Origin of the sequence: Micromonospora sp. CPCC 205554, assembly GCF_036902745.1 — a bacterium.
Taxonomy (GTDB): domain Bacteria; phylum Actinomycetota; class Actinomycetes; order Mycobacteriales; family Micromonosporaceae; genus Micromonospora; species Micromonospora tulbaghiae.
Map to the genome: position 1 here is coordinate 123,205 of NZ_JBAKHP010000009.1, position 23,528 is coordinate 146,732.

The window sequence follows — 23,528 nt, forward strand, 5'->3', positions numbered from 1 at the left end:
CTCAGCAGTCGAAGTACATCGCGAACTCGTGCGGGGTCGGGCGCAGGCGCACCGGGTCGACCTCGTTGGCCCGCTTCCAGTCGACCCAGGTGGAGATCAGGTCCGGCGTGAACACGCCGCCGTCGAGCAGGTAGTCGTGGTCGGCCTCCAGCGCGTTGAGCACCTCCGGCAGCGAACCCGGGACCTGCTTGACGTCGCCCCACTCCTCCGGCGGGAGGTCGTAGAGGTCCTTGTCGATCGGGGCCGGCGGCTCGATCTTGTTCTTGATGCCGTCGAGACCTGCCATCATCATGGCCGAGAACGCCAGGTACGGGTTGCTCGACGGGTCCGGCACCCGGAACTCGACGCGCTTGGCCTTCGGGTTGCTGCCGGTGACCGGGATGCGGGTGCAGGCCGAGCGGTTGCGCTGGGAGTAGACCAGGTTCACCGGCGCCTCGAAGCCCGGCACCAGACGGCGGTAGGAGTTCACCGTCGGGTTGGTGAAGGCCAGCAGCGACGGGGCGTGGTGCAGCAGGCCGCCGATGTACCAGCGGGCGGTGTCGGACAGGCCGGCGTAGCCGGTCTCGTCGTAGAACAACGGCTCGCCGCCGCGCCAGAGGCTCTGGTGGGTGTGCATGCCGGAGCCGTTGTCACCGAACAGCGGCTTGGGCATGAACGTGGCGGTCTTGCCGGCGGCCCAGGTCTCGTTCTTGACGATGTACTTGAACAGCTGGAGCTGGTCGGCGGCGTGCAGCAGGGTGGAGAACTTGTAGTTGATCTCCGACTGGCCGGCGGTGCCGACCTCGTGGTGCGACCGCTCGACGGTGAAGCCGCCGTCGACGAGGCGCCGCACGATCCGGTCGCGCAGGTCGGCGTAGTGGTCGACCGGGGGCACCGGGAAGTAGCCGCCCTTGTACGCGGTCTTGTAGCCGCGGTTGCCGCCCTCCTCGATCCGGCCGCTGTTCCAGGCGCCCTCGATCGAGTCGATGTAGTAGAACGACTGGTGCGCCGAGGTCTCGTGGCGGATGGAGTCGAAGATGTAGAACTCCGCCTCCGCACCGAAGTACGCGGTGTCCGCGATCCCGCTGGCGGCGAGGTACGCCTCGGCCTTCTTCGCCACGTTGCGCGGGTCGCGGGAGTACGCCTCGCGGGTGAACGGGTCGTGGATGAAGAAGTTGAGCGCGAGCGTCTTCTGGGCCCGGAACGGGTCGATGAAGGCGGTGGCGACGTCCGGCAGCAGGAGCATGTCGGACTCGTGGATGGCCTGGAAGCCGCGGATCGAGGATCCGTCGAAGGCGAGGCCGTCGGTGAAGACGCTGTCGTCGAACGACTCGACCGGCAGGTTGAAGTGCTGCATCACGCCGGGCAGGTCACAGAAACGTACGTCGACGAACTTCACGTCCTCGTTGGCGAGGTATCGCAGGAGTTCCTCGGAATTGGCGAACACACGTCCTCCTGGCAGGTCCACTCCGTAGCTGGCTACTGGCGACGCTATGGCCGGGGGGTTGCCCGGCCGTGTCTCGTCTGTTTCCGCCGTGTTACGTCGCTTGCGGAGCGTCATCCCGGCACACTCTGATGCCGAATGTCGTATTTTTCGTCAGGGGTCGCGGCGGCGCTACCCTGACCGCTGTGACCGATACCGCCGCCACACCGGTGCCGCCCGCCGCCGACCCCGCCTTCACCCCGCCCAGCCTCGGCCGCCGCTTCGGCGCCCTGATCATCGACTGGGTGCTGTGCCTGATGGTCGCCCGGGCCTTCTCCGACCCGGTTCGCGACGGCTGGCCGCCGGTCCTGGTGCTGATCCTGGAGTACGGCTTCTTCATCGGCCTGTTCGCCCAGACCCCCGGCATGTACCTGACCCGGCTGCGCTGCGTGTCCTGGGCCGACGGCGGCCGGATCGGGCTGCTCCGGGGACTGCTGCGCGGGCTCCTGCTGGCCCTCGTGGTGCCGGCCCTGCTGATGGACGAACACCGGCGTGGCCTGCACGACCGGCTCTCCGGGTCGGTCGTCACCGACGCCCCGCGCCGCTGACCCGCACGACGAAGGAGCCGGCCCCGCACGGGGACCGGCTCCTTTTCGCGTACGCGGAAGGTCAGCGACCCCGGGTCTGCCGGAACGCGCCACGCGGCGGCCGCATGTTCTTCGGGATCGCGCCCTTGGGCATCTGCGGCCGGGCGGTGAGCGCCTTGAGCCGCTTGTCGAGCGCGTTGACGTCCTTCGGGGACAGGGCGCGGGGCAGCCGCATCAGCGTCATCCGCAGCTTGCGGACCGGCAGCTCACCCTCGCCCTGCCCGATCACGTAGTCGTGCAGCGGGGCGGTGCCGATCACCTTCGCGAGGCGGCGCTTCTCCTGGCCGAGCAGGCCGCGTACCCGCTGCGGGTTGCCCTCGGCCAGCAGGATCACGCCCTGCCGGCCCACCACCAGGTGCACCATGTCCATCTGGGTGGTGGAGCTGACCGCCGGGGTGACCCGCCAGTCGCCGCGCATGCTCTCCATGATCTGCGCCGCCGCGCCCGGCTGTCCCTCGGCGGCGTTCATCATCGCCTTGTTGGAGCGCAGGTTGAGCACGATCAGCACGGCGAGCAGGGCGAACAGGATGCCGATCGGCAGCCAGATCCAGCCCCAGGCGATCACCGCGACCACGGTGAGCGCGAGCGGGATCAGCACCGCCGCCGCCGTCAGCGGCGCGAACCACTTGTCCTGCTTGGCGGTGAACCGGAACACCATCCCGATCTGCTTCAGCCGCTGGCCGAACGAGACCTTCTCCTGGGGCTTTGCCATGCCGCAGAGTCTAGTGGTCGGCGCACGTCACGTTGATCCGTGGCCGCCCCTTGCGCCGAGGGCTGAGTACCTTACGGCCGCGCCGGCCCGAACCGGCCCGCCGGTAAGGAGGCCGGCGGGGAGAAGATCAGGCGGCGTACCCATGCCCCGGGGGCACCTTCGGGCGGAGAGTCGATCTCGACAGGGAACGACACCGCACGACAAGGGAGATCGAGATGTTCGGCAACGACGCGGACTTCATCCTCAGCATCCACCGCAGCCACGCCGCCGAGTTGCAGGCGGACGCCGCGCAGGACCGGCTCGCCCGGTCGCTGCCACGCCGGCACCCGCGCGGGTGGCTGAGCCGCCGGCAGCACAGCGCCCGCACCACCGACGCCCGCCGGTGAGCACACCGGCGGCCGTCGCCGGGTTCGTCGGCGCGGCCGGTGCCGCTGGTCCGGCCGCCACGGGGGCGGCCGGACCGGCGGCTACGCGCGGCCCGATCGGCCCGGTCGGGCCGTCGGGGGCGCGTGGCATGCTCGACGGCGTGACCGTACGCGCCGCCAGCACCGTCCTCGTCGGCCGCCGGACCGAGCTGACCGCGCTCGGCGACGCGCTGACCCGGTCCCGGTCCGGCGAGGCGGCGACGGTGCTCGTCGGCGGCGAGGCGGGTGTCGGCAAGACCCGGCTGCTGGAGGAGTTCGGCACGCAGGTGGACGCCGCCGGCGCGCGCCTGCTCGTCGGCCAGTGCCTGGAGCTGGGCGAGGCCGGCCTGCCGTTCGCCCCGTTCGCCGCCGCGCTGCGCGACGTGCTGCGCCACGACGGGCCGGCCGCCTTCGCCGGCTACGAGGCGGAGTTCGCCCGGCTGCTGCCGGAGCTGGCCCGGATGCCCGCAGGCGTCGCCGCGCCCGCCGGGCCGGCCCTCGCCGACACCCCGCGCGGCTACCTGTTCGACCTGGTCGCCGACCTGTTCCGGCGGATCGCGGAGGAACGCCCGCTGGTGCTGGTGATCGAGGACCTGCACTGGGCCGACCGGTCCACCCGGGATCTGATCGGCTTCCTGGTGCGGGCCGCCCGCGCCACCCGCCTGCTGGTGGTCTGCACGTACCGCACCGACGAGCTGCACCGCGGCCACCCGCTGCGGCCGTTCCTCGCCGAGCTGGACCGGGTCCGTGGCGTGGACCGGATCGAGCTGGGCCGGCTCGACCGCGACGGCACCGCCGCCGTGCTGGCCGACCTGCTCGGCACCGAGCAGTTCGCCCGGACCGTGGACGACGTGCACGAACGCACCCAGGGCAACCCGTTCTTCATCGAGGAACTGGCCGCCGCCGGAGGCCCGGTCGGCTGCGCGGCCATCCCGGAGACGCTGCGCGACCTGCTGCTGGCCCGCGTCGACCGGCTGCCCGAGCCGGCCCAGCGGGTGCTGCGGATCGCCGCCGCCGGTGGCACCCGCTTCGCCCACCAGCTCCTCGCCGAGGTGGCCGGCCTGCCCGAGGCCGAACTGGAGGACGCGCTGCGCGCCGCCGTCGCCGGGCAGCTCGTGGTGGCCGACCCGGACGGCGACTACGAGTTCCGCCACGCGCTGGTCCGCGAGGCCGTGCACGACGATCTGCTGCCGGGCGAGCACGCGCGGCTGCACGCCCGGTACGCCGCCGCGATCGAGGCCCAGCCCCACCTGGTCGCCGCCGGTCGCGCCCCGGCCGAGATCGCCCACCACTGGTACGCGGCACACGACCACCCACGTGCGCTCACCGCCGCCCGCCTCGCCGCCGAGGCGGCCGCCGAACGGTACGCGTACGCCGAGCAGAGCCGGCTGCTGGAGCGCGTCCTCGAACTGTGGGAGCAGGTGCCCGACGCCGCCGACCGGCTCGGCATGGACCACCTGCGGGTGCTGGAGGACACGCTCACCGCCGCGGTCACCGCCGGTGACCTCAGCCGGGCGCTCACGCTCACCCGGGCCGCGCTGGCCGAGGTCGACTCCGACGCCGAGCCGCTGCGCGCCGCTCGCCTGCTCGACCACCGGGGCCGGCTGTTCGCGCTGCTCGGCAAGAGCGACGGCGCGGCCGAGCTGCGCGAGGCGTACCGGCTGGCGGCCGGCGCCCCCGACGGCCCGGAACGGTTCGCCGTGCTGGCCGACATCGCGTCGCACCTGATGAAGGTCGACCCGCGCGAGGCCGCCTCGGTCGCCGCCGAGGCCGCGGCCGGCGCGTCCGAGGTCGGCACCGACCTGGTGCTGCTGCCAACCCGGATCGCCCTGCTGCACCGCCTCGACGGCACGCCGGAGCGCGGGCTGGCCGAGCTGCGCCGGGTCGAGGCGCGGGCCCGCGCCGCCGGTGACTCGTGGGCCCTGGTCAGCGCGCTGGTCTTCCTCTCCGACGTGCTCTACGAGCTGGGCCGCTACGACGAGTCCGAACAGGCGGCCGCGGCCGGGGTGACCGAGGCGCGCCGGGTCGGGATCAGCCGCTCGATCGGGGCGTACCTGCTGTCGAACCGGGCCGAGGCGCTGATCGCGCTGGGCCGCTGGGACGAGGCGGACGCGACCTGCGCCGAGGCGGCCCGCATCGACCCGCCCGGCGTCTCCGGGCTGCACTGGCTGCAACTGCGCGCCGGGCTCCACCTGGCCCGCGCCCATCCCGCCGCCGACGAGGTCGTCGGGCGGGCGCTGGCGTTCCTCAGCCGCCCCTACCTGTGGCCCAACCACCGGCTGCCGCTGCACGAGCTGCGCGTGGAGGCCGCGCTCGCCGCCGACGACAAGCTGGAGGCGGTACGCGCGGCGCGCGCCGCCCTGGCCGACGCGCACCTGGCCGACCTGCCGCGTGAGGGCTGGCCGCTGCTGAACGCGCTGGCGCGTACCGCCGCGACGACCGGGGACGCGACGCTCGCCGCCGAGGTGTCGGCGGTGGCCGCCGCGCTGCCCGCCCGGCACCCGGCCGAGCACGCCCACGCGGCGCACGTCACCGCCGTCCTGATCGGGCCCGGGTCCGCCGCTCCCGCCGAGGCGCTCGCCGCGTGGCGGGAGGCCGTGTCGGCGTGGCGGGCGGCCGGGCAGCCGTACCCGCTGGGCCGGGCGCTGCTCGGGCTGGCCGAGGCGGCCGCGGCGGCGGGCGAGCGGGACGAGGTCGCCGCCGCGGTACGGGAGACGGCCGAGCTGGCCGCCCGGCTGGGCGCCACCCCGCTGGGCGAGCAGGCGGCGACGCTGGCCCGCCGGGTGGGACTGCGGGGCACCGGGCGACCCGGGCCGGACCTGCTCACCAGCCGGGAGCAGGAGGTGCTGCGGCTGGTCGCCGAGGGGCACAGCAACAGCCGGATCGCCGAGCGCCTGTTCATCTCGCCGAAGACGGCGAGTGTGCACGTGTCCCGGATCATCGCCAAGCTCGACGTGACCAACCGGGTCGAGGCCGCCGCGCTGGCCCACCGCCTCGGCCTGCTCGACGCTTCGCCGCCCGCCCCGGCACAGCGCCGCGCCCGGTGGCGCGCCGGCACAGCGTCGGGCCCGGTGGCGCGCCGCGTCTGCGTCAGCGGCGCGGCAGGTAGATCCGCCAGCCGGCCACCGTGACGACGTCGAGCGCGCCGGATTCGGTGCCGAGGCGTTCGTCCAGCCGCGCGGCCAGCGGCGAGCCGGCCGGTGCCACCCACGCCGCGCCCGGGTCGGCCGCCACCTCCCGCCGGTACGCCGGGAGCCTGTCGAAACCCGGGCTCAGGTCGTCGTCGACCACGGCGCAGACCACGTTCTCGCCCGTCGCGTAGGTGAGCCGGTTGCACGTCCAGTAGCCGCCTCGTACGTGCCGGACGTCGAGCGCGCCGAGCGTGTCCACGAGCGACCGGTGCCGGTCGGCCTCGGCGTGCACGTCGGGCGCCGCCCGGATCACGTCCACTGTGGCCATCGCGCCGGTGCCGAGCACGCCCGCGAGCACCGTCGCCGCCGCGATCCCCGCCACCCGGGTCGTCGGCCGGCGGGCGGCCCGCCACAGTGGCCAGAGCAGGGCGGGCACGGCGACCGCCAGGCACGACAGGTAACGGCTGCTCTCGGTCGGCGTCTGCCCGGCCGCGTTGCTCACCGCGTACGCGGCCAGCACCCCCGCCGCGCCGCCGAGCAGTGCCAGCCGCACCCCGGCGGACACCCGCTCGGCCGAGCCCGGACCGCCGGGAGCGCGGCGTAGGGCGTGCCACGCGGTGAGCGCGGCGAGCACCAGCAGCACCGGGAACGCGACGGCCCACCAGAGCTGCCAGGTGGCACACCGGCCGGGCGAGCAGAAGCCCATCGCCAGCGGCGGCCCGAGGACCAGCGCGCCGTGCAGCCGGTCCGCCCAGTCCGCGGGAGCACCGGAGCCACCCGCGGCCAGCACCGCGGCCACCGGGTTGCGGCCGTGCCGGATGCTGTCGGTGAGCATCGGCGCCGCACCCAGCAGCAGCGCGCCGGCCAGCACCACCCCGGCCCGGCCGGCCAGCTCCCGCCGGCGCCGGGCCACGAGCAGCGCGCCGAGCGTCAGCACGTACGGCAGGATCAGCGGGTCCACCCAGAGCAGCACCCCGGAGACCAGCCCCCAGGCCGCCCAGCGGGGCAGCCGCGCGCCCGGCCCGGTCACGCAGAGCCCGACCGTGAGCAGCGCCAGCGCCGCACCGGCCGGGTTCAGCTCCGGATAGCCGCCACCGGCGATGAGCTGGTTCTTCACCACCCGGTCCGCGCCGAGCGCCAGCACGGCGACGACGAGCAGGGCGTACCAGCGGTCACCGCCGAGCCGCCGGGTCAGCCGCCACGACAGGAGCAGGAACAACGCGTACAGCGCCAGCGTGGGCAGCCGCAGCACGAGCACCGACGGCCCGGCGAGCGCGACCAGCGGTGCGGCCAGGTACGCCTCCAGCGTGCCCATGTACGCCTGGCCGTAGAACCAGACCGGGAAGCCGTCGCCGCGGGCGATGTGCAGGGCCGCCAGCCCCATCGTCGCCTCGTCGCTGTTCGTGGGCGGCACGTCGGCGAACAGCAGCGCCAGCCGGTAGCCCACCCCGGCGAACCCGACGAGCAGGGCGAGCAGGGTCGGCAACGGCAGCCGCCGGGGCGTACGAGGGCGCACCGATTCGCGTGGCTCCTCGCGTACCCCGGCGGTCATGCCTGTGATCATGGCATCCGGCGGGTGGCCGGCGGCGGGTGACGCGGTGGTCGGCCGGCCTCAGCCGGCGACGGTGACCTCCCGGCGGGCGTCGAGCGCCTGCTGGTAGAGGCGGCCCGCGCGGTACGACGAGCGGACCAGCGGACCACTCATCACGCCCGCGAAGCCGATCTCCTCGGCCTCCTCGCGCAGCTCGACGAACTCCTCCGGCTTGACCCAGCGGGTCACCGGGTGGTGCCGGGGGGAGGGGCGCAGGTACTGCGTGATGGTGATCAGCTCGCAGCCCGCCTCGTGCAGGTCGCGCAGCGCCTGCGACACCTCGGCGCGCTCCTCGCCCATGCCGAGGATCAGGTTGCTCTTGGTGACCAGGCCGTCGGCCCGCGCCTGGCGGATCACGTCCAGCGAACGCTCGTAGCGGAACGCCGGGCGGATCCGCTTGAAGATGCGCGGCACGGTCTCCACGTTGTGGGCCAGCACCTCGGGCCGCGAGCCGAAGACCTCGGCGAGCTGCTCGGGTACGGCGTTGAAGTCGGGGATGAGCAGCTCGACACCGCAGCCGGACTGAAGCGCGTGGATCTGCCGGACCGTCTCGGCGTAGAGCCAGGCACCGCCGTCGGGCAGGTCGTCGCGGGCGACACCGGTGATGGTCGCGTAGCGCAGACCCATCGCGGCGACCGACTCGGCGACGCGCCGCGGCTCGTCGGCGTCGAACTCGGCCGGCTTGCCGGTGTCGATCTGGCAGAAGTCGCAGCGCCGGGTGCACTGGTCACCACCGATGAGGAACGTGGCCTCCCGGTCCTCCCAGCACTCGTAGATGTTGGGGCAGCCGGCCTCCTGGCACACGGTGTGCAGCCCTTCGCGCGAGACGAGCCCGCGCAACTGGGTGTACTCCGGGCCCATCTTGGCCTTCACCTTGATCCACGGCGGCTTGCGCTCGATCGGCGTCTCGGCGTTGCGCGCCTCGATCCGCAGCATCCGCCGCCCCTCCGGGGCGACGGTCGCGGTGCGCGCTGGCTGCTCAGTCGTCGGCGCGGATTGCTCGATCGTCACAAAACCGAGCGTACGCCGGTCGGCGCCGGTCGATGAACGTGGGCGACGGCCGTCACGCCGGAATCGCTGTGACACCGGACACCAGGGGTGAAAAAACCCGGTCACAGTGTGGCGGGCGCGGTGCTAGCGTGCCGGGCAGAGCTGTGACGGAGCCGAGTAACGGTCCGATCCGCCAGTCGAGAGAGCCGCCGGTTGCTGCGAGGCGGTCTGGCGCCGGCCCGCGAAGACCCTCCCGAGCTGCGGGAAGAACAGCGCCTCGCGCCCAGTAGAGCCCGCCCGGCCGGCCCCGGTGAAAAGGCGACGAACGAGGCTCCCGCCCCGGCGGGGGCGAAGGTGTGGTGGCACCGCGAGGTTCCCGCTCGCCCACACCTCCCTGGGGATCGCGTTGCGATTGGTCAAGGAGGTAGTCGTCGTGCAACGCATCCTGTCCGCAGAACTCCCCGCCCGTGTGGGCGCCACCGTGCGACTCGCCGGCTGGGTCCACCGCCGCCGCCTGCTCAAGTCGGTGGCCTTCCTCATCGTCCGCGACGCCGCCGGGCTCGCCCAGGTGGTGGTCGCCGCGCCCGCTGTGCGGGAGCAGGTCGAGGCGCTCACCGAGGAGACGGTCGTCGAGGTGGTCGGCACGGTGGTGGCGAACCCCGCCGCGCCCGCCGGGGTCGAGGTCGTCGAGCCGACGGTACGTCCGCTCGGGCCGCCCGCCGTCCCGCCCCCGTTCGACCTGTACCGGCCGGTGCTCACCGCCGGCCTGCCCACTCAGCTCGACAACGCGCCGACGGCACTGCGGCACCCGAGCCGATCCGCCGCGCTGCGGATCTCGGCGGCGGCCGTGTCCGGCTTCCGGGCCACGCTCGACGGGCAGGGCTTCGTCGAGGTGCACACGCCGAAGGTGGTCGCGTCGTCCACCGAGAGCGGGGCGAACGTGTTCGCGCTGGACTGGTTCGGGCGGCCCGCCTACCTGGCCCAGTCGCCGCAGTTCTACAAGCAGCTCATGGTCGGTGTCTTCGAGCGGGTCTACGAGGTGGGGCCGGTGTTCCGCGCCGAGCCGCACGACACGGCGCGTCACCTGGCCCAGTACACGTCGCTCGACGTCGAGCTGGGATTCGTGGCCGACCACCGGGACGTGATGGCGGTGCTGCGGGGCACCCTGGCCGGGATGGTGGCGACCGTCGCCGACCGGACCGGCGGCGCGCTGGCCACGCTCGGCGTGACAGCGCCGGCGGTGCCGGCCGAGATCCCGGCGGTGCACTTCACCGACGCGCTGAAGATCGCCGGGGCACCGGCCGACGAACCCGACCTGGCACCGGCGCACGAGCGGGCGCTGGGGGAGTGGGCGCTCCGCGAGCACGGCAGCGACTTCCTCTTCGTGACCGGCTACCCGATGGCGAAGCGCCCCTTCTACACCCATCCGGACCCGGCCCGGCCCGCGTACTCGAACGGTTTCGACCTGCTGTTCCGGGGCGTGGAGCTGGTGACCGGCGGACAGCGGCTGCACCGGCACGCCGACTACCTGGCCGCCCTGGCGGCGCGGGGCGAGCCGGTCGAGCCGTACGCCGGGTACGTGGACGCGTTCCGGCACGGCATGCCGCCGCACGGCGGTTTCGCCATCGGGCTGGAGCGGTTCGTCGCGCGGCTGACCGGCGCGGCGAACGTCCGGGAGGTGACCGCCTTCCCGCGCGACCTGCACCGCCTCACGCCCTGACGGCGGCGAGCCGCGGCCCTCCGCAACCGACTCGGGTGACCACTGAGAGTGATGAGAGGGCGCGCAGGTCCGCGGTCACGCTCGGTGAGGTAGTGTCCGGGGTCGCTGAGATGCCCTTGGCGCCGAGGAACCTTGCTGAGCAGGGATTATGGCGAACGGCCGTCGGGCGGTAGGGAAGGGTGTCCGCGCACTTTGCTCTGCAGCCAATGACGCAACGTTCGACCGGTAGTAACCGTTGCGGATCCGGCTGCAGAGCAAAGTCGGCGGGAGGTCACATGCCGTGGACGCGTGCTTGTCACTCACCGTGACAAATGGTGAGGCGGTCCTGGGCGGGCGGCGATCCGGACCGGTCGGCCACCGCGCGCCGAGTGGATGCGCGGTGGCCGGGTGCCGGACCACGCGGACGGGCCAGGCGGGCGGCTCGGGCAGCGGGGCGAGGGGCGAGAGGCGAGAGGTAAGGGGCGGGGGCGAGGGGGAGGGGGGGAGGTGAGCAGTCAGGCCGGGCCGAGCAGGTCCCAGGGGTTGCCGGCGATGTCGCGGAAGACCGCGACCCGGCCGTACGGCTCGGTGCGGGGCGGCCGGACGAACTCGACGCCCGCGTCGACCATCCGCCGATACACCGCCTCGAAGTCGTCGACCTGAAGGAAGAAGCCCACCCGGCCGTGGGTCTGGTCGCCCACCGCGCCGGCCTGGTGCTCGCCGTCGGCGCGGGCCAGCAGCAGGCCGGTGCCGCCGCCCGGCGGGCGTACCACCACCCAGCGCTTGGGCCGGCCGTCGTTGGTCAGCGACGGGCTGTCCTCCGCCAGCTCGAATCCGAGCACCTCGGTGAAGAAGGCGATGGCCGGGTCGTACTCGGCCACGACGAGCGTGACCAGGTCGAGCCGCACCGGCCTCAGACCCGCGTCAGCGTCGGCAGGTGCCGCTCGACCACGGGCAGCACGTCGGCGACGGTGATCGTCCGGCCCAGCTCGGCGGTCAGCGAGGTGACCCCGGCGTCGCGGATGCCGCAGGGCACGATCCGGTCGAAGAAGCCCAGGTCGCAGTCGCAGTTGACGGAGAAGCCGTGCAGCGTGACGCCGCGCGCCACCCGGATGCCGATGGCGGCCACCTTGCGGGCCGGGCCCCGGTCGTCCTCCGGCACCCACACGCCGCTGCGTCCCTCGACCCGCCCGGCGTCCAGCCCGAACTCGGCGCAGACGTCGATCAGCAACTGCTCGGTGCGCCGGACGTACGCGACCACGTCGACCGGGTCGGGCAGCCGGACGATCGGGTAGCCGACGAGCTGCCCCGGGCCGTGCCAGGTGATCTTGCCGCCGCGGTCCACGTCCACCACCGGCGTGCCGTCCATCGGCCGGTCCCACGGCTCGGTGCGCTTGCCGGCGGTGTAGACGCTGGGATGCTCCAGCAGGAGCACGGTGTCGCCCTGCTCGCCGGCCACCACCGCCTCGTGCAGCCGGCGCTGCTCGTCCCAGGCAGCCTGGTAGTCGAGCAGGCCGGCGCGGACGGCGGTCAGCCCGGAAGTCGTCACGCTCACCCGTCCAGCCTAGTCCCGCCCTCCGGGAACCGGACCCGTGAGCCTCGTCGCCATCGCGCCCCGGCGACGATCAGGCCGGCACCCGCCACAGCCAGACGTCCTCCACCCGCTCGGGCGGGCCGAGCAGCGCGGTGGCGGTGCGCCGCAGCGCCTCCTCGTCGACGTCGAACTTGGCGCCGTGCACCCGGTCCGGCAGCACCACCGCCTGGACGCCCCAGTAGCGCAGATCCGCCCGGGACTCGCGGATGCTGCCGTCGGTGATGATCGGCACCAGCCCGGTCCGGCCGGCCTGGTCCATCAGCGAGTCGAAGGTGCGCGGCACCGGGCCGATCCGGCCCCGGCCCTCCGGGCCGCCCGGCCCGAGGAAGAACCCGGACGGGATCCGGAACTCGCCCTGCCGGTTCGCCAGCGCGTACGCCTGCCAGCGCTGCCCGTCCGGGTAGACGTCGACGGTCAGCGGCAGCGGGGTCAGCACCCCGTCGGGCGGGACGTAGCGCTGCCAGGCGCCACTGGTGATGAACTGCGGAATCGGCTCGCGGACGCTGGTCAACAGCGGGGTGGGCACCAGTGGCAGCAGCGCGGCGACGAAGCCGAGCGCCCAGGCGAGCCCGCTCGCCCGGTGCCGGGGCGGCCGGGCGCGCAGCGTGTCGATCGCGTACGCCAGCAGCAGGCCGACGACCGGCGCGACCACGAGCGCCAGCCGGGACGGCAGCGCCGCGTTGATCACCGGCAGGTTGTCCAGCACCCCGAACGGCAACGTCTGGTCGAAGCGGCGGCCGTTCCATTTCACCGTCGGCCCCCACGACAGCACCGAGAAGACCACGGCGGTCACCCCGAGCGCCGCGAGCGTGGCCCGGAACGCCCGGTCCGCGCGCCACCACAGCAGCGCGAAGCAGGCGACCGCGAGCAGGAGCAGCGGTACGCCGAAGAACGAGTTCTCCTCCGTTGGGTTTGGTGCCAGCGAGGTGCCCCACCCGGCCCAGCCGGCCAGCGACCGGCGCGGGTACGACCCGTACGCGGCGATGTCCTCGGAGTGGATCAGCGGGTCGAACCCGGTGCCGTGGAACCGTTGCGGCCCGAGGAAGTGCAGCCAGAGCGGGTACGCCAGCAGCACCCCGGCGACCAGCGCGGTCACGCCCAGCCCGGCCGCCATCCGGGGCAGCGCGGCACGCACCTCGGACCGGCGGGCCGGGTGCAGCGCCCACACCGCGAGGAACACACCGAGCGCCAGCGCGGTGAAGAAGAGCCCCTCGGCGGCGATCGAGAACGCGACAGCGACCAGCAGGCCGAGCACGATCCCGCCGGTGACCGCCCGGCCCGGGCGGCGCAGCCGGAACACGCCCCAGATCAGCAGCGGCACCAGCCATCCGGCGGTCCAGTTCAGGTGCGCGTTCGCATGCGACACCATCGCCGGGCAGAAGGCGATGAACAACGCCCCCACACCGGCGGCCAGCCGGCTGCGCACCAGGTGCCGGCTGAGCAGCCAGTACCAGGCCACCGCCGTCGCGGCCAGGTTCAGCGTGAGGATCACCAGGAACGTCGCGGGCGGCCCGATCAGGTACGTCAGCGGCGCGAAGACCGCCGCGTACACGGTGATCGAGGTGTTGACCGCGAGGTTCACCCCGTCCGGGACGTTGATCAACGTGGTGAACAGCGGGTTCTGCCCGTGCGTCAGCGCGTGCCCGCCGAACGCCAGCAGCCACTCGAACAGCGCCTGGTCGCTGGAGTTGACGGTGATCGCGCGGCTGTTGGGATCCCGCCACAGGCCACTCGTCACCCAGAGGGCCAGGGCCAGCGCGGCGAGCGTGACCAGCAGGTCGGCGCGCCGGTCGCGGACGCGCGTCGGCGCCGGGCCGGCGGCCGGGGACGGGGAGGAGGGCACGCAGCGGACGTTACCAACCGGACCTGGGCAGACCGCCCGGACACGGAACTCGCCGCACACTTCGGTGGTCGTGAATGTGTGAGTGGCGGCCATTCCGGTGTGACGAAACGCGGCCGTAACGTCGCGGCAACCCGAAGGTGACTCAGTTCACATTCCACGATCGGGAGGTTCCCGTGCCCCGCTCCTCATCCCTCATCGCCCGCGTCGCCGGGGCGGCGGCCGGGGTCGTGCTGGCCGCGGCCACCGCGCTGGTCGCCGCCCTTCCCGCCCAGGCCGCCTCGCTGACCCAGGTCACCGGGTTCGGCTCCAACCCCGGCAACCTGGCCATGTACGCGTACCGCCCGGACGGCCTGCCCGCCGGCGCGCCCGCCGTGGTGCTGCTGCACGGCTGCGTGCAGAACGCCTCGACGTACGTCGCCAACTCCGGCTGGCAGAAGTACGCCGACCAGTGGAAGTTCACGCTCATCGCGCCGCAGCAGCCCAGCGGCAACAACGCCAACTCCTGCTTCAACTGGTTCGAGACCGGCGACACCGCCCGCGGCCAGGGCGAGGCGCTGTCGATCAAGCAGATGGTCGACTACGCCAAGAACACCTACGGCACCGACGGCGCCCGCGTCTACGTCAGCGGCCTCTCCGCCGGCGGGGCGATGAGCGCGGCCATGCTCGCCGCCTACCCGGACGTCTTCGCCGCCGGCTCGATCATCGCCGGCATCCCGTACCGCTGCGCCACCAGCACGGTCACCGCGTTCAGCTGCATGAACCCGGGCGTGGACAAGACCCCGGCGCAGTGGGGCGACCTGGTCCGCGGCGCGTACGCCGGCTACTCCGGCAAGCGCCCGCGGGTCGCGATCTGGCACGGCACCAGCGACACCACGGTGGCGACCGCGAACGCCGTCGAGTCGCGGGACCAGTGGACCAACGTGCTGGGCGTCTCGACCACCCCGACCAGCACGTCCACGCTGCCGGCCGGGACGAGCCTGGAGGTATACGGCAGCGACCAGGTCCGCCTCTACCGGGTCTCCGGGATGGGCCACGGCACCCCCGTCGACCCGGGTTCCGGCGCGGACCAGTGCGGCACCGCCGGGGCGTACTTCCTCGACACCATCTGTTCGACGTACCGGGACGCGGTCTTCTTCGGGCTCGGCGGTGGCGGCGCCTCGCCGAGCCCGACCCCGACGGCGACCGCGTCGCCCACCCCGACCGCGTCGCCGACCGCCTCGCCCTCGCCGACCGGCGCGCCGGTCTGCGTCACCGCCAGCAACTACGCGCACGTGGTGGCCGGGCGGGCCTACCAGTCCGGCGGGTACGCCTACGCGCTCGGCAGCGGGCAGCGGATGGGCCTCTACAACACCTTCTACACGAGCACGCTGAAGCAGACCGGGCCCGCGTACTGGGTGATCGGCTGCTGATCCGCCGCGTCGCGCCGCCCTCGCTCACTCGTCGAGGGCGGCGCGCAGCGCGCCCGGCAGGTCCGGGTGCGTCCAGGAGAAGCCGGCCTTGTCGAGCACACCGGGCAGCACCCGCGCGCTGGTGAGCGCCTCCTGCGCGAAACCGCCGAGCGCGACCTTCAGCGCCAGCGCCGGAATCGGCATGATCGCGGGGCGGTGCAGTTGCCGGGCCAGCTCCCGGGTGAACTCGGCGTTGGTGACCGGAGCCGGACCGACCACGTTCACCGGGCCGGCCACGTCGTCGCGGGACAGCAGGAACCGCGCGGCGTCGAGCCAGTCCCGCATCGAGATCCACGGCAGCCACTGCCGCCCGTTGCCCAGCTTGCCGCCGACGCCGAGCCGGAACGGCAGCAGCTGCGGCTTGAGCAGGCCGCCGTCGCGGTGCAGCGGCAGTCCGGTACGCAGGCGTACCACCCGTACGCCGGCGTCCTCGGCCGGGCGGGTCGCGGCCTCCCAGACCCGGCAGACGTCGGCGAGGAACCCCTCACCGGCCGGCGCCTCCTCGGTCACCGTCCGGTCGCCGGTGTTGCCGTACCAGCCGACGGCGGAGGAGTTCAGCAGCGCCGCGGGCCGGTCGGCGGCGGGCAGGCCGGCGATCGTGATGGCGAGCGTGGTGGTGCTGTCCACCCGGCTGGTCCGGATCAGCTTCCGGTACTCGTCGTTCCAGCGCTTGTCGCCCACCCCGGCACCGGCCAGGTTCACCACCACGTCGGCGTCGGCGACGCACTGCGGGTCGAGCTGCGCGGCGGACGGGTTCCACTGCCGTTCGACGGGAGTGCGCGGCGGACGGCGGACCAGGCGGGTGACCTGGTGGCCGTCCGCGGTGAGGCAGTCGACCAGTCGGGTGCCGAGGAAACCGGACGCGCCGGCCATGAGGATCCGCATGCTCACATCTTCGAGTACGGAACGCGATTCGGATGCCTTGAGCGAAATCACTCACTCGTCACGCCCCCGGTCAGGCGTCGGCCGGGGCGGTACGCAGATCGGCGAGCAGGCGTTCCACCTCGGCGAACGCGTCCTGCGGCAGCGGCCCGTACGCCAGCGCGCCGAGGTTCTCCTCGGCCTGCGCGACGGTCCGGCAGCCGGGGATGGGCAGGGTGTGCGGACTGCGGGCGAGCAGCCAGCCCAGCGCGCCCTGGGCGAGGGTGCGGCCGTCGGCGGTCAGCGCCTCGCGGACCCGGGCCACCCGCTGCGCCCACTCGGCGCGCGGTACACCGCCGGCGAACCAGTCCAGCCACTCCGGGGCCGCACCGCGCACGTCGTCGTCGCCCCGGGCGGCCGGTGCGTCCTGGTACTTCGCGGTGAGCAGGCCCATCGCCAGCGGCCCCCGGTTCAGGGCGGCCAGGTCGAACTCCGCGCAGACCGCGAGCATGGCCGCGTTGTCCCGCAGCACCGACTGGTCGTGCTGGATCGCCGCGCAGTGCGTTCCGGCCTCGGCGAAGGCGCGCGCCGAGGCGGGGTCGTCGGTGCTCCAGCCGTACGCCCGGATCTTGCCCTGGGCGACCAGGTCCTCCAGCGTGCCGAGGAGGTCCAGTGCCTGCGGCACCGGCAGGCCGCCCAGGTGGAGCTGGTACAGGTCGACGTGGTCGGTGCCGAGCCGGCGAAGCGAACCCTCCAGGCTGCGCCGGGCGTAGTCCGTCGTGGCGTCCTCGCCCAGGGCCTGCCGGGTCGCCTCGTCAGTGGGGTAGCCGAACTTGGTGGCGATGACCGCCGCGTCGCGGCGGCCGGCCAGCGCGCGCCCGAGCACCCGCTCGCTGTGCCCGGCGCCGTAGTTGCTGGAGGTGTCGAACAGCGTCGCGCCCAGCTCCAGGGCCCGGTGGACGGTACGCACCGACTCGTCGTCGTCCACCTCGCCCCAGCCGAGCGGTTGGGCGCCGTCCCAGAGCGGTCCGCCGATCGCCCAGCAGCCCATGCCGATCGCGCTGACCTCGATGCCGCTGCGGCCCAGCCGTCGTGTCGTCGTCATGCGCACAGTGTTCACTTTCGAGTGTGCTCGAAGTCCAGCTCTTTTCCCGCCAGCCGGGGCAGGAGCGGGGCGAGCGCGTCGACGGCCCCGGCGCGTACCACGAAGCGGGTGACGCCCCAGCGGCGCTCGTGCCCGGCCACCGCCGCGACGATCTCGTCGGGCGTCCCGGCCAGCACGAACGGGGTGGCCAGCACCTCCGCCGGGGTGAGCCCGGTCTCGGCGGCCGTCCCGGCGGCGGCCGCCTCCGCGTCGTCGGAGACCGCGACGTGCTGGACGAGCGCCTCCAGGACCGGCGGGGTGTCCCGGCCGGCGGCGCCGGCCGCCACGCACGCGAGCTGCGCCTCGATCTGGTCGGCCCGCCACCGGACGGTGTGCTGGTGGCCGTCGGGCAGGGTACGGCCCAGGCCGGCCAGGCCGACCACGTCGGCGTGCCTCCCGGCCCAGCGCAGCAACGTCGAGTTGGACGTGCCCACGGTCAGCGGGATCCGGTCCTGGACCGGCCGGGGTGCCTTGAGGCGGGCGGCGTGCGAGGTCAGCTCCCCGGTGTCCACAGTGACCTCGTCGCCGGCCAGCAGCGCCCGTACCGCCTCGGTCACCGCGACGCAGCGGCGGACCCGGCCGGCGACGTCCGGGCGCTCGCGCCCGACGGCCCGCCACTCGGCCGGCGTGTGGCCCGCGCCGACGCCGAACCGGGCCCGCCCGCCGGAGACCACGTCGAGGGTGGCCACGTCGGCGGCGAGCAGGATCGGCTCACGGACGCCGGCGTTGGAGACGTACGAGCCGAGGCCCAGCGTGCTGGTCACGGCCGCCGCGGCGGCCAGCGCGACGAACGGTGACGCGCAGTCGCCGGGGTGGTCGGCCGCGAACAGCGCGTCGAAGCCGGCCGCCTCGACGGTACGGGCCAGCTCGGTCCAGCTCGCCGCGTCGGTGGGTTGGGCCTGTACGGAGAAGGTCGCCATCGGCCCAGCATCGGCGCGCACGCAGCGGTGGGCCACCCCGTACGCGCCGATTCTGCCGACGGCCGAACGTCACGTCACGTCGAGGCGGGCCAGGTCGGCGGGGGAGCGGCGCAGCGTGGCGGCGGGCAGGTGGTTCACCCGTTCTCGCCGCGGTCCTCGGGCTGCTCGTGCCAGCGGGCCCGCCAGGCCGCCTCGTGCGCCTCGTGGCTGGTGCGCTCCTCGAAGACCAGCTTGCGCAGCGCCTGCCGGCCCTCCGCGAAGACGATCACCTCGGCGGCCACCATACCGACGGTGATCGTGGTCAGGATGCCCAGCGCGGCCAGCCCCGGCACCCGCTCCGCGACCGGGATGGTCACGCCGAGCAGCAGCACCGCGCCGACCCGGGTCCAGCTCACCGTGCGCAGCGTGCGGAGCTGGAACAGCATGTTGCCGCAGAGGTAGCAGATGACGCCGCCGAACAGCAGCGGCACGCCCGGGCCGTGTGCCGGTTCGCTCGGCGGCACGTTCGGGTCGGCGATCCCGTGCACGATCGTCTCGGCGCCGAGTGCGAACAGGATGATGCCCGCGATCATCGGCAGGAACAGGTACGCGTACGCGTCCCGGGCCATCGCCACCCGCGGGCCGTCCTGGGCGGCGTGCAGGGCGATGCGGGCGGCCGGCCCGACCATGTCGTAGTGCGCCCACCAGAGCGCGGCGGTGAAGAAGATGCCGAGCACCGCCGCCGCCACGGCCGGCCAGGTGGGCGGCTGGCCGAGCAGGTTGCTGCCCACGCCGACGGAGATGACCGACTCGCCCAGCGCGATGATCAGGATGAGGTCGTACCGCTCGGTCCAGTGTTCGGCGGACGAGACGCCCCAGCCCCAGGTGCCGGCGAGTATGCCGGTGCCGTACTGGAGCAGGATGACGCCGGCCCAGAGCACGTCGCGGAGCACCGAGGCCGAGAACAAATCGTCGATCCTCGGCGGCAGCAGCGCGGCGACCAGCAGCAGCGCGGTGCTGCCGATCACCTCGGGGGCGAACCGGATCAGTTGCCGGCGCTCGTTCGGGCTGTCCCGGACGGCGTGCCGGTAGAGCAGCAGGTGCACCAGCCGCAGGACGGTGTAGCTGAGCGCCGCGACCATCGGCCCGGCCTCGTTGCCGCGCGGGTCGCGGAACGCGTGCGGCAGGGACAGCGCGAACGTGAACAGCGCTGCCATGCCGACTGTCATGAGCACCGGGACGAAGCCCTCGCCGAGGCGTACCCGGGTGGCGACCACGCTGTGCACCACCCACGACCACCAGAGCACGGCGAGGACCAGCAGCGCGTGCAGCAGCGCCCCGCCGGTCACCTGGAGGGCGGTGGCCCGGGTGATGATGAAGAACGAGAAGACGAAGACCAGGTCGAAGAAGATCTCGAACCGGTCGACCCGGGCGCCCGGGGCCACCGGCACGGCCGGCCCCAGGCGTCCCCGCCACCCGTACGAGCCCACCGGCCGAGTCTGTCAGCGCCGGTCCGGGCCGCGGGCCGATTCCGGTCAGCCGGGCCGGTGACGCAACCCGTCCATCAGCAGGTCGAGCAGGCGTCCGGCCTGGGCACGCTGGTCCGGCTCGCCCGCCACCAGGGAGACCCCGCTGAGGCTGGCGAGCACGTCGGCGGCGGCCACGTCGGTGCGTACGACGCCTGCGGCGGCGCCCGCCGCGAGCAGCTCGCCGAGCGCGGCGAGCAGGCGGTCGCGGCTCTGCGCGTACGGGTTGGCGCCGGAGGCGATGACCAGCCGCAGCGCGTCGGCCATGCCGCGCTTGGTGGCGAGGTAGTCGACGAACCGGTCCATCCACGAGCGCAGCGCCGCGTCGGCGGGCTGGGCCGCGAGCAGCGCCGGGGCGGCGTCGCAGAGCTTCTCCAGCTCGTTGCGGTACGCCGCCTCGATCAGCGCCTCCCGGCTGGGGAAGTGGCGGTAGAGCGTGCCGATGCCGACGCCGGCCTCCTTGGCGACCCGGTCCAGCGTTACCTCCGGGCCGTCCTGGGAAAACGCCTGGACCGCGGCGTCCAGCAGCCGCTGCCGGTTGCGCAGCGCGTCCGCGCGCAGCGGTCGGTCGGGCACGGGTCCTCCTCCCTCGGCCGGGTCGCCGGTCCGGCACCCGTGGTAACCGGAGCCTCCTCCGGTTATGCTGGTGGAGTAACGGAGGATCCTCCGCTTCTCATCGTAGCGGGCGGACATCGGTCCGCGTCGCCGTCGACAAGGATGGACCATGACAACCCCGACACCAGTCACCACCCCGTTCTCCGCCGAGACCACAGCCCTGGAGGTGGTCCGCGACCTGGACCTGACCGGCCGGCGGGCCGTCGTCACCGGCGGCGCCTCCGGGATCGGCGTGGAGACCGCCCGCGCGCTCGCCGCCGCCGGAACGGACGTCACCCTCGCCGTACGCAACACCGAGGCCGGGCAGCGCGCCGCCGACGACATCACCGGCACCACCGGCAACGACCGGATCCTGGTCGCCCCGCTCGACCTCGCCGACCTCGCCTCGGTGGCCGCGTTCGTCCGTACCTGGGACGGGCCGCTGCACATGCTCGTCGACAACGCCGGCATCATGGCCTCGCCCGAGATGCGCACCGAGCAGGGCTGGGAGATGCAGTTCGCGACCAACCACCTCGGGCACTTCGCGCTCGCCACCGGGCTGCGCCCGGCGCTGGCCGCGGCCGACGGCGCGCGGATCGTCTCGGTCAGCTCGGCCGCCCACCTGCGCTCACCGGTGGTGTTCTCCGACATCCACTTCCGGCAGCGGCCGTACGACCCGTGGCTGGCGTACGGGCAGTCCAAGACCGCGAACGTGCTGTTCGCGGTGGAGGCGACCCGCCGCTGGGCCGACGACGGCATCTACAGCAACGCGCTGATGCCCGGCGCGATCCGGACCAACCTCCAGCGCTACATCACCGAGGAGGAGCTGGACCGGATGCGCGCGCAGAGCGGCGGCGGCGCGGCCTCGTTCAAGACCCCGGAGCAGGGCGCGGCGACCTCGGTGCTGGTCGCCACCTCACCGCTGCTCGACGGGATCGGCGGCCGGTACTTCGAGGACTGCCAGGAGGCCGGCCCGAACCAGCCGGGTACGCGCACCGGCTGGGCCTCGTACGCCTGCGATCCGGAGGCCGCCGAGCAGCTCTGGACCGTATCCGAGGAGCACCTGCGCGGCTGATCCCGCGGAAACGACGAAGGGGGCGCGCGGCATGTCGCCGCGCGCCCCCTCGCCGTCTCGGATCTACAGACCCAGCTCGGCCTCGAAGTTGCCGCCCTCCAGCCGCTCCTTCACCGCGGTGAGGAAGCGGGCCGCGTCGGCGCCGTCGATCAGCCGGTGGTCGTACGACATGGCCAGGTAGACCATCGACCGGATCGCGACGACCTCACCCAGCTCCGGGTCGTTGACCACGACCGGGCGCTTCACCACGGCACCCGTGCCGAGCATCGCCGACTGCGGCGACGGCACGATCGGGGTGTCGAACAGCGCGCCCCGGCTGCCGGTGTTGGTGAGCGTGAACGTCGCCCCGGCCATCTCGTCCGGGGTGATCTTGTTGGCCCGGGTGCGCTCGGCCAGGTCGGCGATCCGCTTGGCGATGCCGCCCATGTTGAGGTCACCGGCGTTGTGGATGACCGGCACGAGCAGCCCGCGCTCGGTGTCCACCGCGATGCCGAGGTGCTCGGCGGCCGGGTAGGTGATCGTCCCGCCGTCCAGGTCCATGCTGGCCTGGATGATCGGGTACGTCTGGAGCGCCTCGATCGCGGCCAGCGCGAAGAACGGCAGGAAGGACAGCTTCACGCCGTGCTTGGCCTGGAACGAGTCCTTGGCCCGCGCCCGCAGCTTGGCGACCTTGGTGACGTCGACCTCGACGACGGTGGTCAGCTGCGCCGTCTCGTGCAGCGACTGCTGCATCCGCTTGGCGATGGTGGCCCGGATCCGCGGCAGCTTCTCCGTGGTGCCCCGCTTGGCGCTCGGCTCCGGCTTGGCGGCCGGCTTGGCCGGGGCCTCGGCCTTGGCGGCCGGCGCGGCGGCGGCCGGCGCAGGCTTGGCGGCCTTCGCCTTCTCGGCCGCCTCCAGCACGTCCTGCTTGCGGATGCGGCCACCCACGCCGGTGCCCTTGATCGAGCCCAGGTCCACGCCGTGCTCGGCGGCGAGCTTGCGGACCAGCGGCGTCACGTACCCGGCGGCGTCCTCGCCGTACTCGGCCGGGACGCTCGGGCGCTGCGTGGCGGCCGGCGCGGCCGGCTGGGCCGCCGCCTCGGCCTTGGCCGGCTGCGCGGCCTGCTCCGCCTCGGCGGCCGGCTCGTTGTAGGACGCGCCCGGCGTGGGCTCCTCGACCTTCGGCTCCGGCTTCGGCTCGGGCTTGGCCTCGGCCTTGGGCTCCGGCTTGGGCTCGGGCTTCGGCTCCGGCTTGGGCTCGGGCTTCGGCTCCGCCTTCGCGGGCGCGGCGCCGGCCACCCCGACGATCGCCAGCACGGCGCCGACGTCGGCGGTCTCGTCCTCGGCGACCTTGATCTCCTGCAGCGTCCCGGCGACCGGCGACGGGATCTCGGTGTCGACCTTGTCGGTGGAGACCTCCAGCAGGGGCTCGTCCACCTCGACGGTCTCGCCGACCTGCTTGAGCCAGCGGGTGACGGTGCCCTCGGTGACGCTCTCGCCCAGGGCCGGCATGGTCACCGGCGTGCCCTCGCCCGACGGCGCGGCGGGCTGGGCCGGCTCCTCGACGGCCGGCTGCTCGGCCTCGGCGCCCGGCTCGGCGGCGGCCTGCTCGGCCTGCTGCTCCGGCTCGGGGCCGGTGCCCTCGGCGGCGGCCGTCGGCTCGGTGGCCGGCTCGGCCTCCTCGGTGGGAGCCGCGCCCGCGTCCTCGCCCTCGCCGGCGATGACCGCCAGCTCGCTGCCGACCTCGGCGGTCTCGTCCTCGCCGACCACGATCCGGCTCAGCACGCCCGCCGCGGGGGACGGGATCTCGGTGTCAACCTTGTCGGTCGACACCTCGAGCAGGGGCTCGTCGACCTCGACGGTGTCACCCTCCTGCTTGAGCCAGCGGGTGACGGTGCCCTCGGTGACGCTCTCGCCGAGCCGGGGCATGGTGACCGATACCGGCATGTTCTCCAGACTCCTTCATTCCCCTGGTGGGATCATCGCCCG

19 protein-coding genes are annotated in these 23,528 nt (G+C 73.8%); 6 read left to right on the plus strand and 13 right to left on the minus strand.

Going from position 1 to position 23,528, the window contains the following annotated elements; all coding sequences use genetic code 11:
- Position 1: 1 nt before the first annotated feature.
- A complete protein-coding gene (glnA, locus tag V6U82_RS15070) occupies positions 2-1,426 on the minus strand; it encodes a type I glutamate--ammonia ligase (RefSeq protein ID WP_013287749.1) in 1,425 nt (474 codons plus the stop codon).
- 128 nt (positions 1,427-1,554) lie between these two features.
- On the opposite strand from glnA, the gene V6U82_RS15075 reads away from it, so the two are divergent.
- Positions 1,555-2,010, plus strand: coding sequence for an RDD family protein (locus V6U82_RS15075; protein WP_334461656.1), 456 nt, complete (start codon positions 1,555-1,557; stop codon positions 2,008-2,010).
- A 61-nt stretch (positions 2,011-2,071) separates the two neighbouring features.
- Here the strand turns inward: V6U82_RS15075 and V6U82_RS15080 are convergent, their stop codons facing one another.
- Complete coding sequence (locus V6U82_RS15080; RefSeq protein ID WP_334461658.1) at positions 2,072-2,761, minus strand: DUF4191 domain-containing protein; 690 nt, start codon at positions 2,759-2,761, stop codon at positions 2,072-2,074.
- 215 nt (positions 2,762-2,976) lie between these two features.
- On the opposite strand from V6U82_RS15080, the gene V6U82_RS15085 reads away from it, so the two are divergent.
- Positions 2,977-3,147 (plus strand): hypothetical protein, encoded by a 171-nt coding sequence (locus V6U82_RS15085; RefSeq protein ID WP_175438738.1) that lies wholly within the window; start codon positions 2,977-2,979, stop codon positions 3,145-3,147.
- A 140-nt stretch (positions 3,148-3,287) separates the two neighbouring features.
- The gene (locus V6U82_RS15090; protein ID WP_334461662.1) at positions 3,288-6,296 is read left to right on the plus strand and encodes an ATP-binding protein; all 3,009 of its coding nucleotides are present in this window, start codon (positions 3,288-3,290) and stop codon (positions 6,294-6,296) included.
- On the opposite strand, the gene V6U82_RS15095 is transcribed toward V6U82_RS15090, so the two are convergent.
- Complete coding sequence (locus V6U82_RS15095) at positions 6,256-7,848, minus strand: DUF423 domain-containing protein (RefSeq protein ID WP_334461665.1); 1,593 nt, start codon at positions 7,846-7,848, stop codon at positions 6,256-6,258. The genes V6U82_RS15090 and V6U82_RS15095 overlap by 41 nt on opposite strands.
- A 60-nt stretch (positions 7,849-7,908) precedes the next feature.
- The gene (gene lipA / locus V6U82_RS15100; protein WP_013287743.1) at positions 7,909-8,898 is read right to left on the minus strand and encodes a lipoyl synthase; all 990 of its coding nucleotides are present in this window, start codon (positions 8,896-8,898) and stop codon (positions 7,909-7,911) included.
- 412 nt (positions 8,899-9,310) lie between these two features.
- Here lipA and aspS point away from each other — a divergent pair, with 412 nt between their 5' ends.
- Entirely contained in the window at positions 9,311-10,597 is a 1,287-nt protein-coding gene (gene aspS, locus V6U82_RS15105) for an aspartate--tRNA(Asn) ligase (RefSeq protein ID WP_128137080.1), read from the plus strand.
- Positions 10,598-11,091: 494 nt separating this feature from the next.
- On the opposite strand, the gene V6U82_RS15110 is transcribed toward aspS, so the two are convergent.
- The 3 genes from V6U82_RS15110 to V6U82_RS15120 all read right to left on the minus strand — a co-directional run bounded on the left by V6U82_RS15110 (position 11,092) and on the right by V6U82_RS15120 (position 14,013).
- Positions 11,092-11,484, minus strand: a complete 393-nt coding sequence (locus tag V6U82_RS15110) for a VOC family protein (RefSeq protein WP_269704789.1) — start codon at positions 11,482-11,484, stop codon at positions 11,092-11,094.
- A gap of 5 nt (positions 11,485-11,489) precedes the next feature.
- Positions 11,490-12,131, minus strand: coding sequence for a lipoyl(octanoyl) transferase LipB (lipB, locus tag V6U82_RS15115; RefSeq protein ID WP_334461669.1), 642 nt, complete (start codon positions 12,129-12,131; stop codon positions 11,490-11,492).
- A 70-nt stretch (positions 12,132-12,201) separates the two neighbouring features.
- Positions 12,202-14,013 carry a DUF2079 domain-containing protein gene (locus tag V6U82_RS15120; protein WP_334461671.1) on the minus strand — a complete coding sequence of 604 codons (1,812 nt, stop codon included), beginning with the start codon at positions 14,011-14,013 and terminating at the stop codon, positions 12,202-12,204.
- Between the two features lie 173 nt (positions 14,014-14,186).
- On the opposite strand from V6U82_RS15120, the gene V6U82_RS15125 reads away from it, so the two are divergent.
- Positions 14,187-15,422 (plus strand): extracellular catalytic domain type 1 short-chain-length polyhydroxyalkanoate depolymerase, encoded by a 1,236-nt coding sequence (locus V6U82_RS15125; RefSeq protein WP_334461673.1) that lies wholly within the window; start codon positions 14,187-14,189, stop codon positions 15,420-15,422.
- A gap of 24 nt (positions 15,423-15,446) precedes the next feature.
- Here the strand turns inward: V6U82_RS15125 and V6U82_RS15130 are convergent, their stop codons facing one another.
- The 5 genes from V6U82_RS15130 to V6U82_RS15150 all read right to left on the minus strand — a co-directional run bounded on the left by V6U82_RS15130 (position 15,447) and on the right by V6U82_RS15150 (position 20,467).
- A complete protein-coding gene (locus V6U82_RS15130) occupies positions 15,447-16,346 on the minus strand; it encodes a TIGR01777 family oxidoreductase (protein ID WP_128137772.1) in 900 nt (299 codons plus the stop codon).
- A gap of 70 nt (positions 16,347-16,416) precedes the next feature.
- Positions 16,417-17,427 (minus strand): aldo/keto reductase, encoded by a 1,011-nt coding sequence (locus tag V6U82_RS15135; protein ID WP_334461676.1) that lies wholly within the window; start codon positions 17,425-17,427, stop codon positions 16,417-16,419.
- Positions 17,428-17,438: 11 nt separating this feature from the next.
- Complete coding sequence (locus V6U82_RS15140) at positions 17,439-18,386, minus strand: LLM class flavin-dependent oxidoreductase (protein WP_334461678.1); 948 nt, start codon at positions 18,384-18,386, stop codon at positions 17,439-17,441.
- Between the two features lie 134 nt (positions 18,387-18,520).
- On the minus strand, positions 18,521-19,855 hold the full coding sequence (locus V6U82_RS15145; protein WP_334461680.1) for a low temperature requirement protein A: 1,335 nt from the start codon (positions 19,853-19,855) through the stop codon (positions 18,521-18,523).
- A gap of 45 nt (positions 19,856-19,900) precedes the next feature.
- The gene (locus V6U82_RS15150) at positions 19,901-20,467 is read right to left on the minus strand and encodes a TetR/AcrR family transcriptional regulator (protein ID WP_334461682.1); all 567 of its coding nucleotides are present in this window, start codon (positions 20,465-20,467) and stop codon (positions 19,901-19,903) included.
- Between the two features lie 148 nt (positions 20,468-20,615).
- On the opposite strand from V6U82_RS15150, the gene V6U82_RS15155 reads away from it, so the two are divergent.
- Positions 20,616-21,560 (plus strand): SDR family NAD(P)-dependent oxidoreductase, encoded by a 945-nt coding sequence (locus tag V6U82_RS15155; RefSeq protein WP_334461684.1) that lies wholly within the window; start codon positions 20,616-20,618, stop codon positions 21,558-21,560.
- Positions 21,561-21,623: 63 nt separating this feature from the next.
- Here V6U82_RS15155 and sucB read toward each other — a convergent pair whose 3' ends face one another.
- Complete coding sequence (gene sucB, locus V6U82_RS15160; RefSeq protein ID WP_334461686.1) at positions 21,624-23,486, minus strand: 2-oxoglutarate dehydrogenase, E2 component, dihydrolipoamide succinyltransferase; 1,863 nt, start codon at positions 23,484-23,486, stop codon at positions 21,624-21,626.
- Between the last annotated feature and the right edge of the window lie 42 nt (positions 23,487-23,528).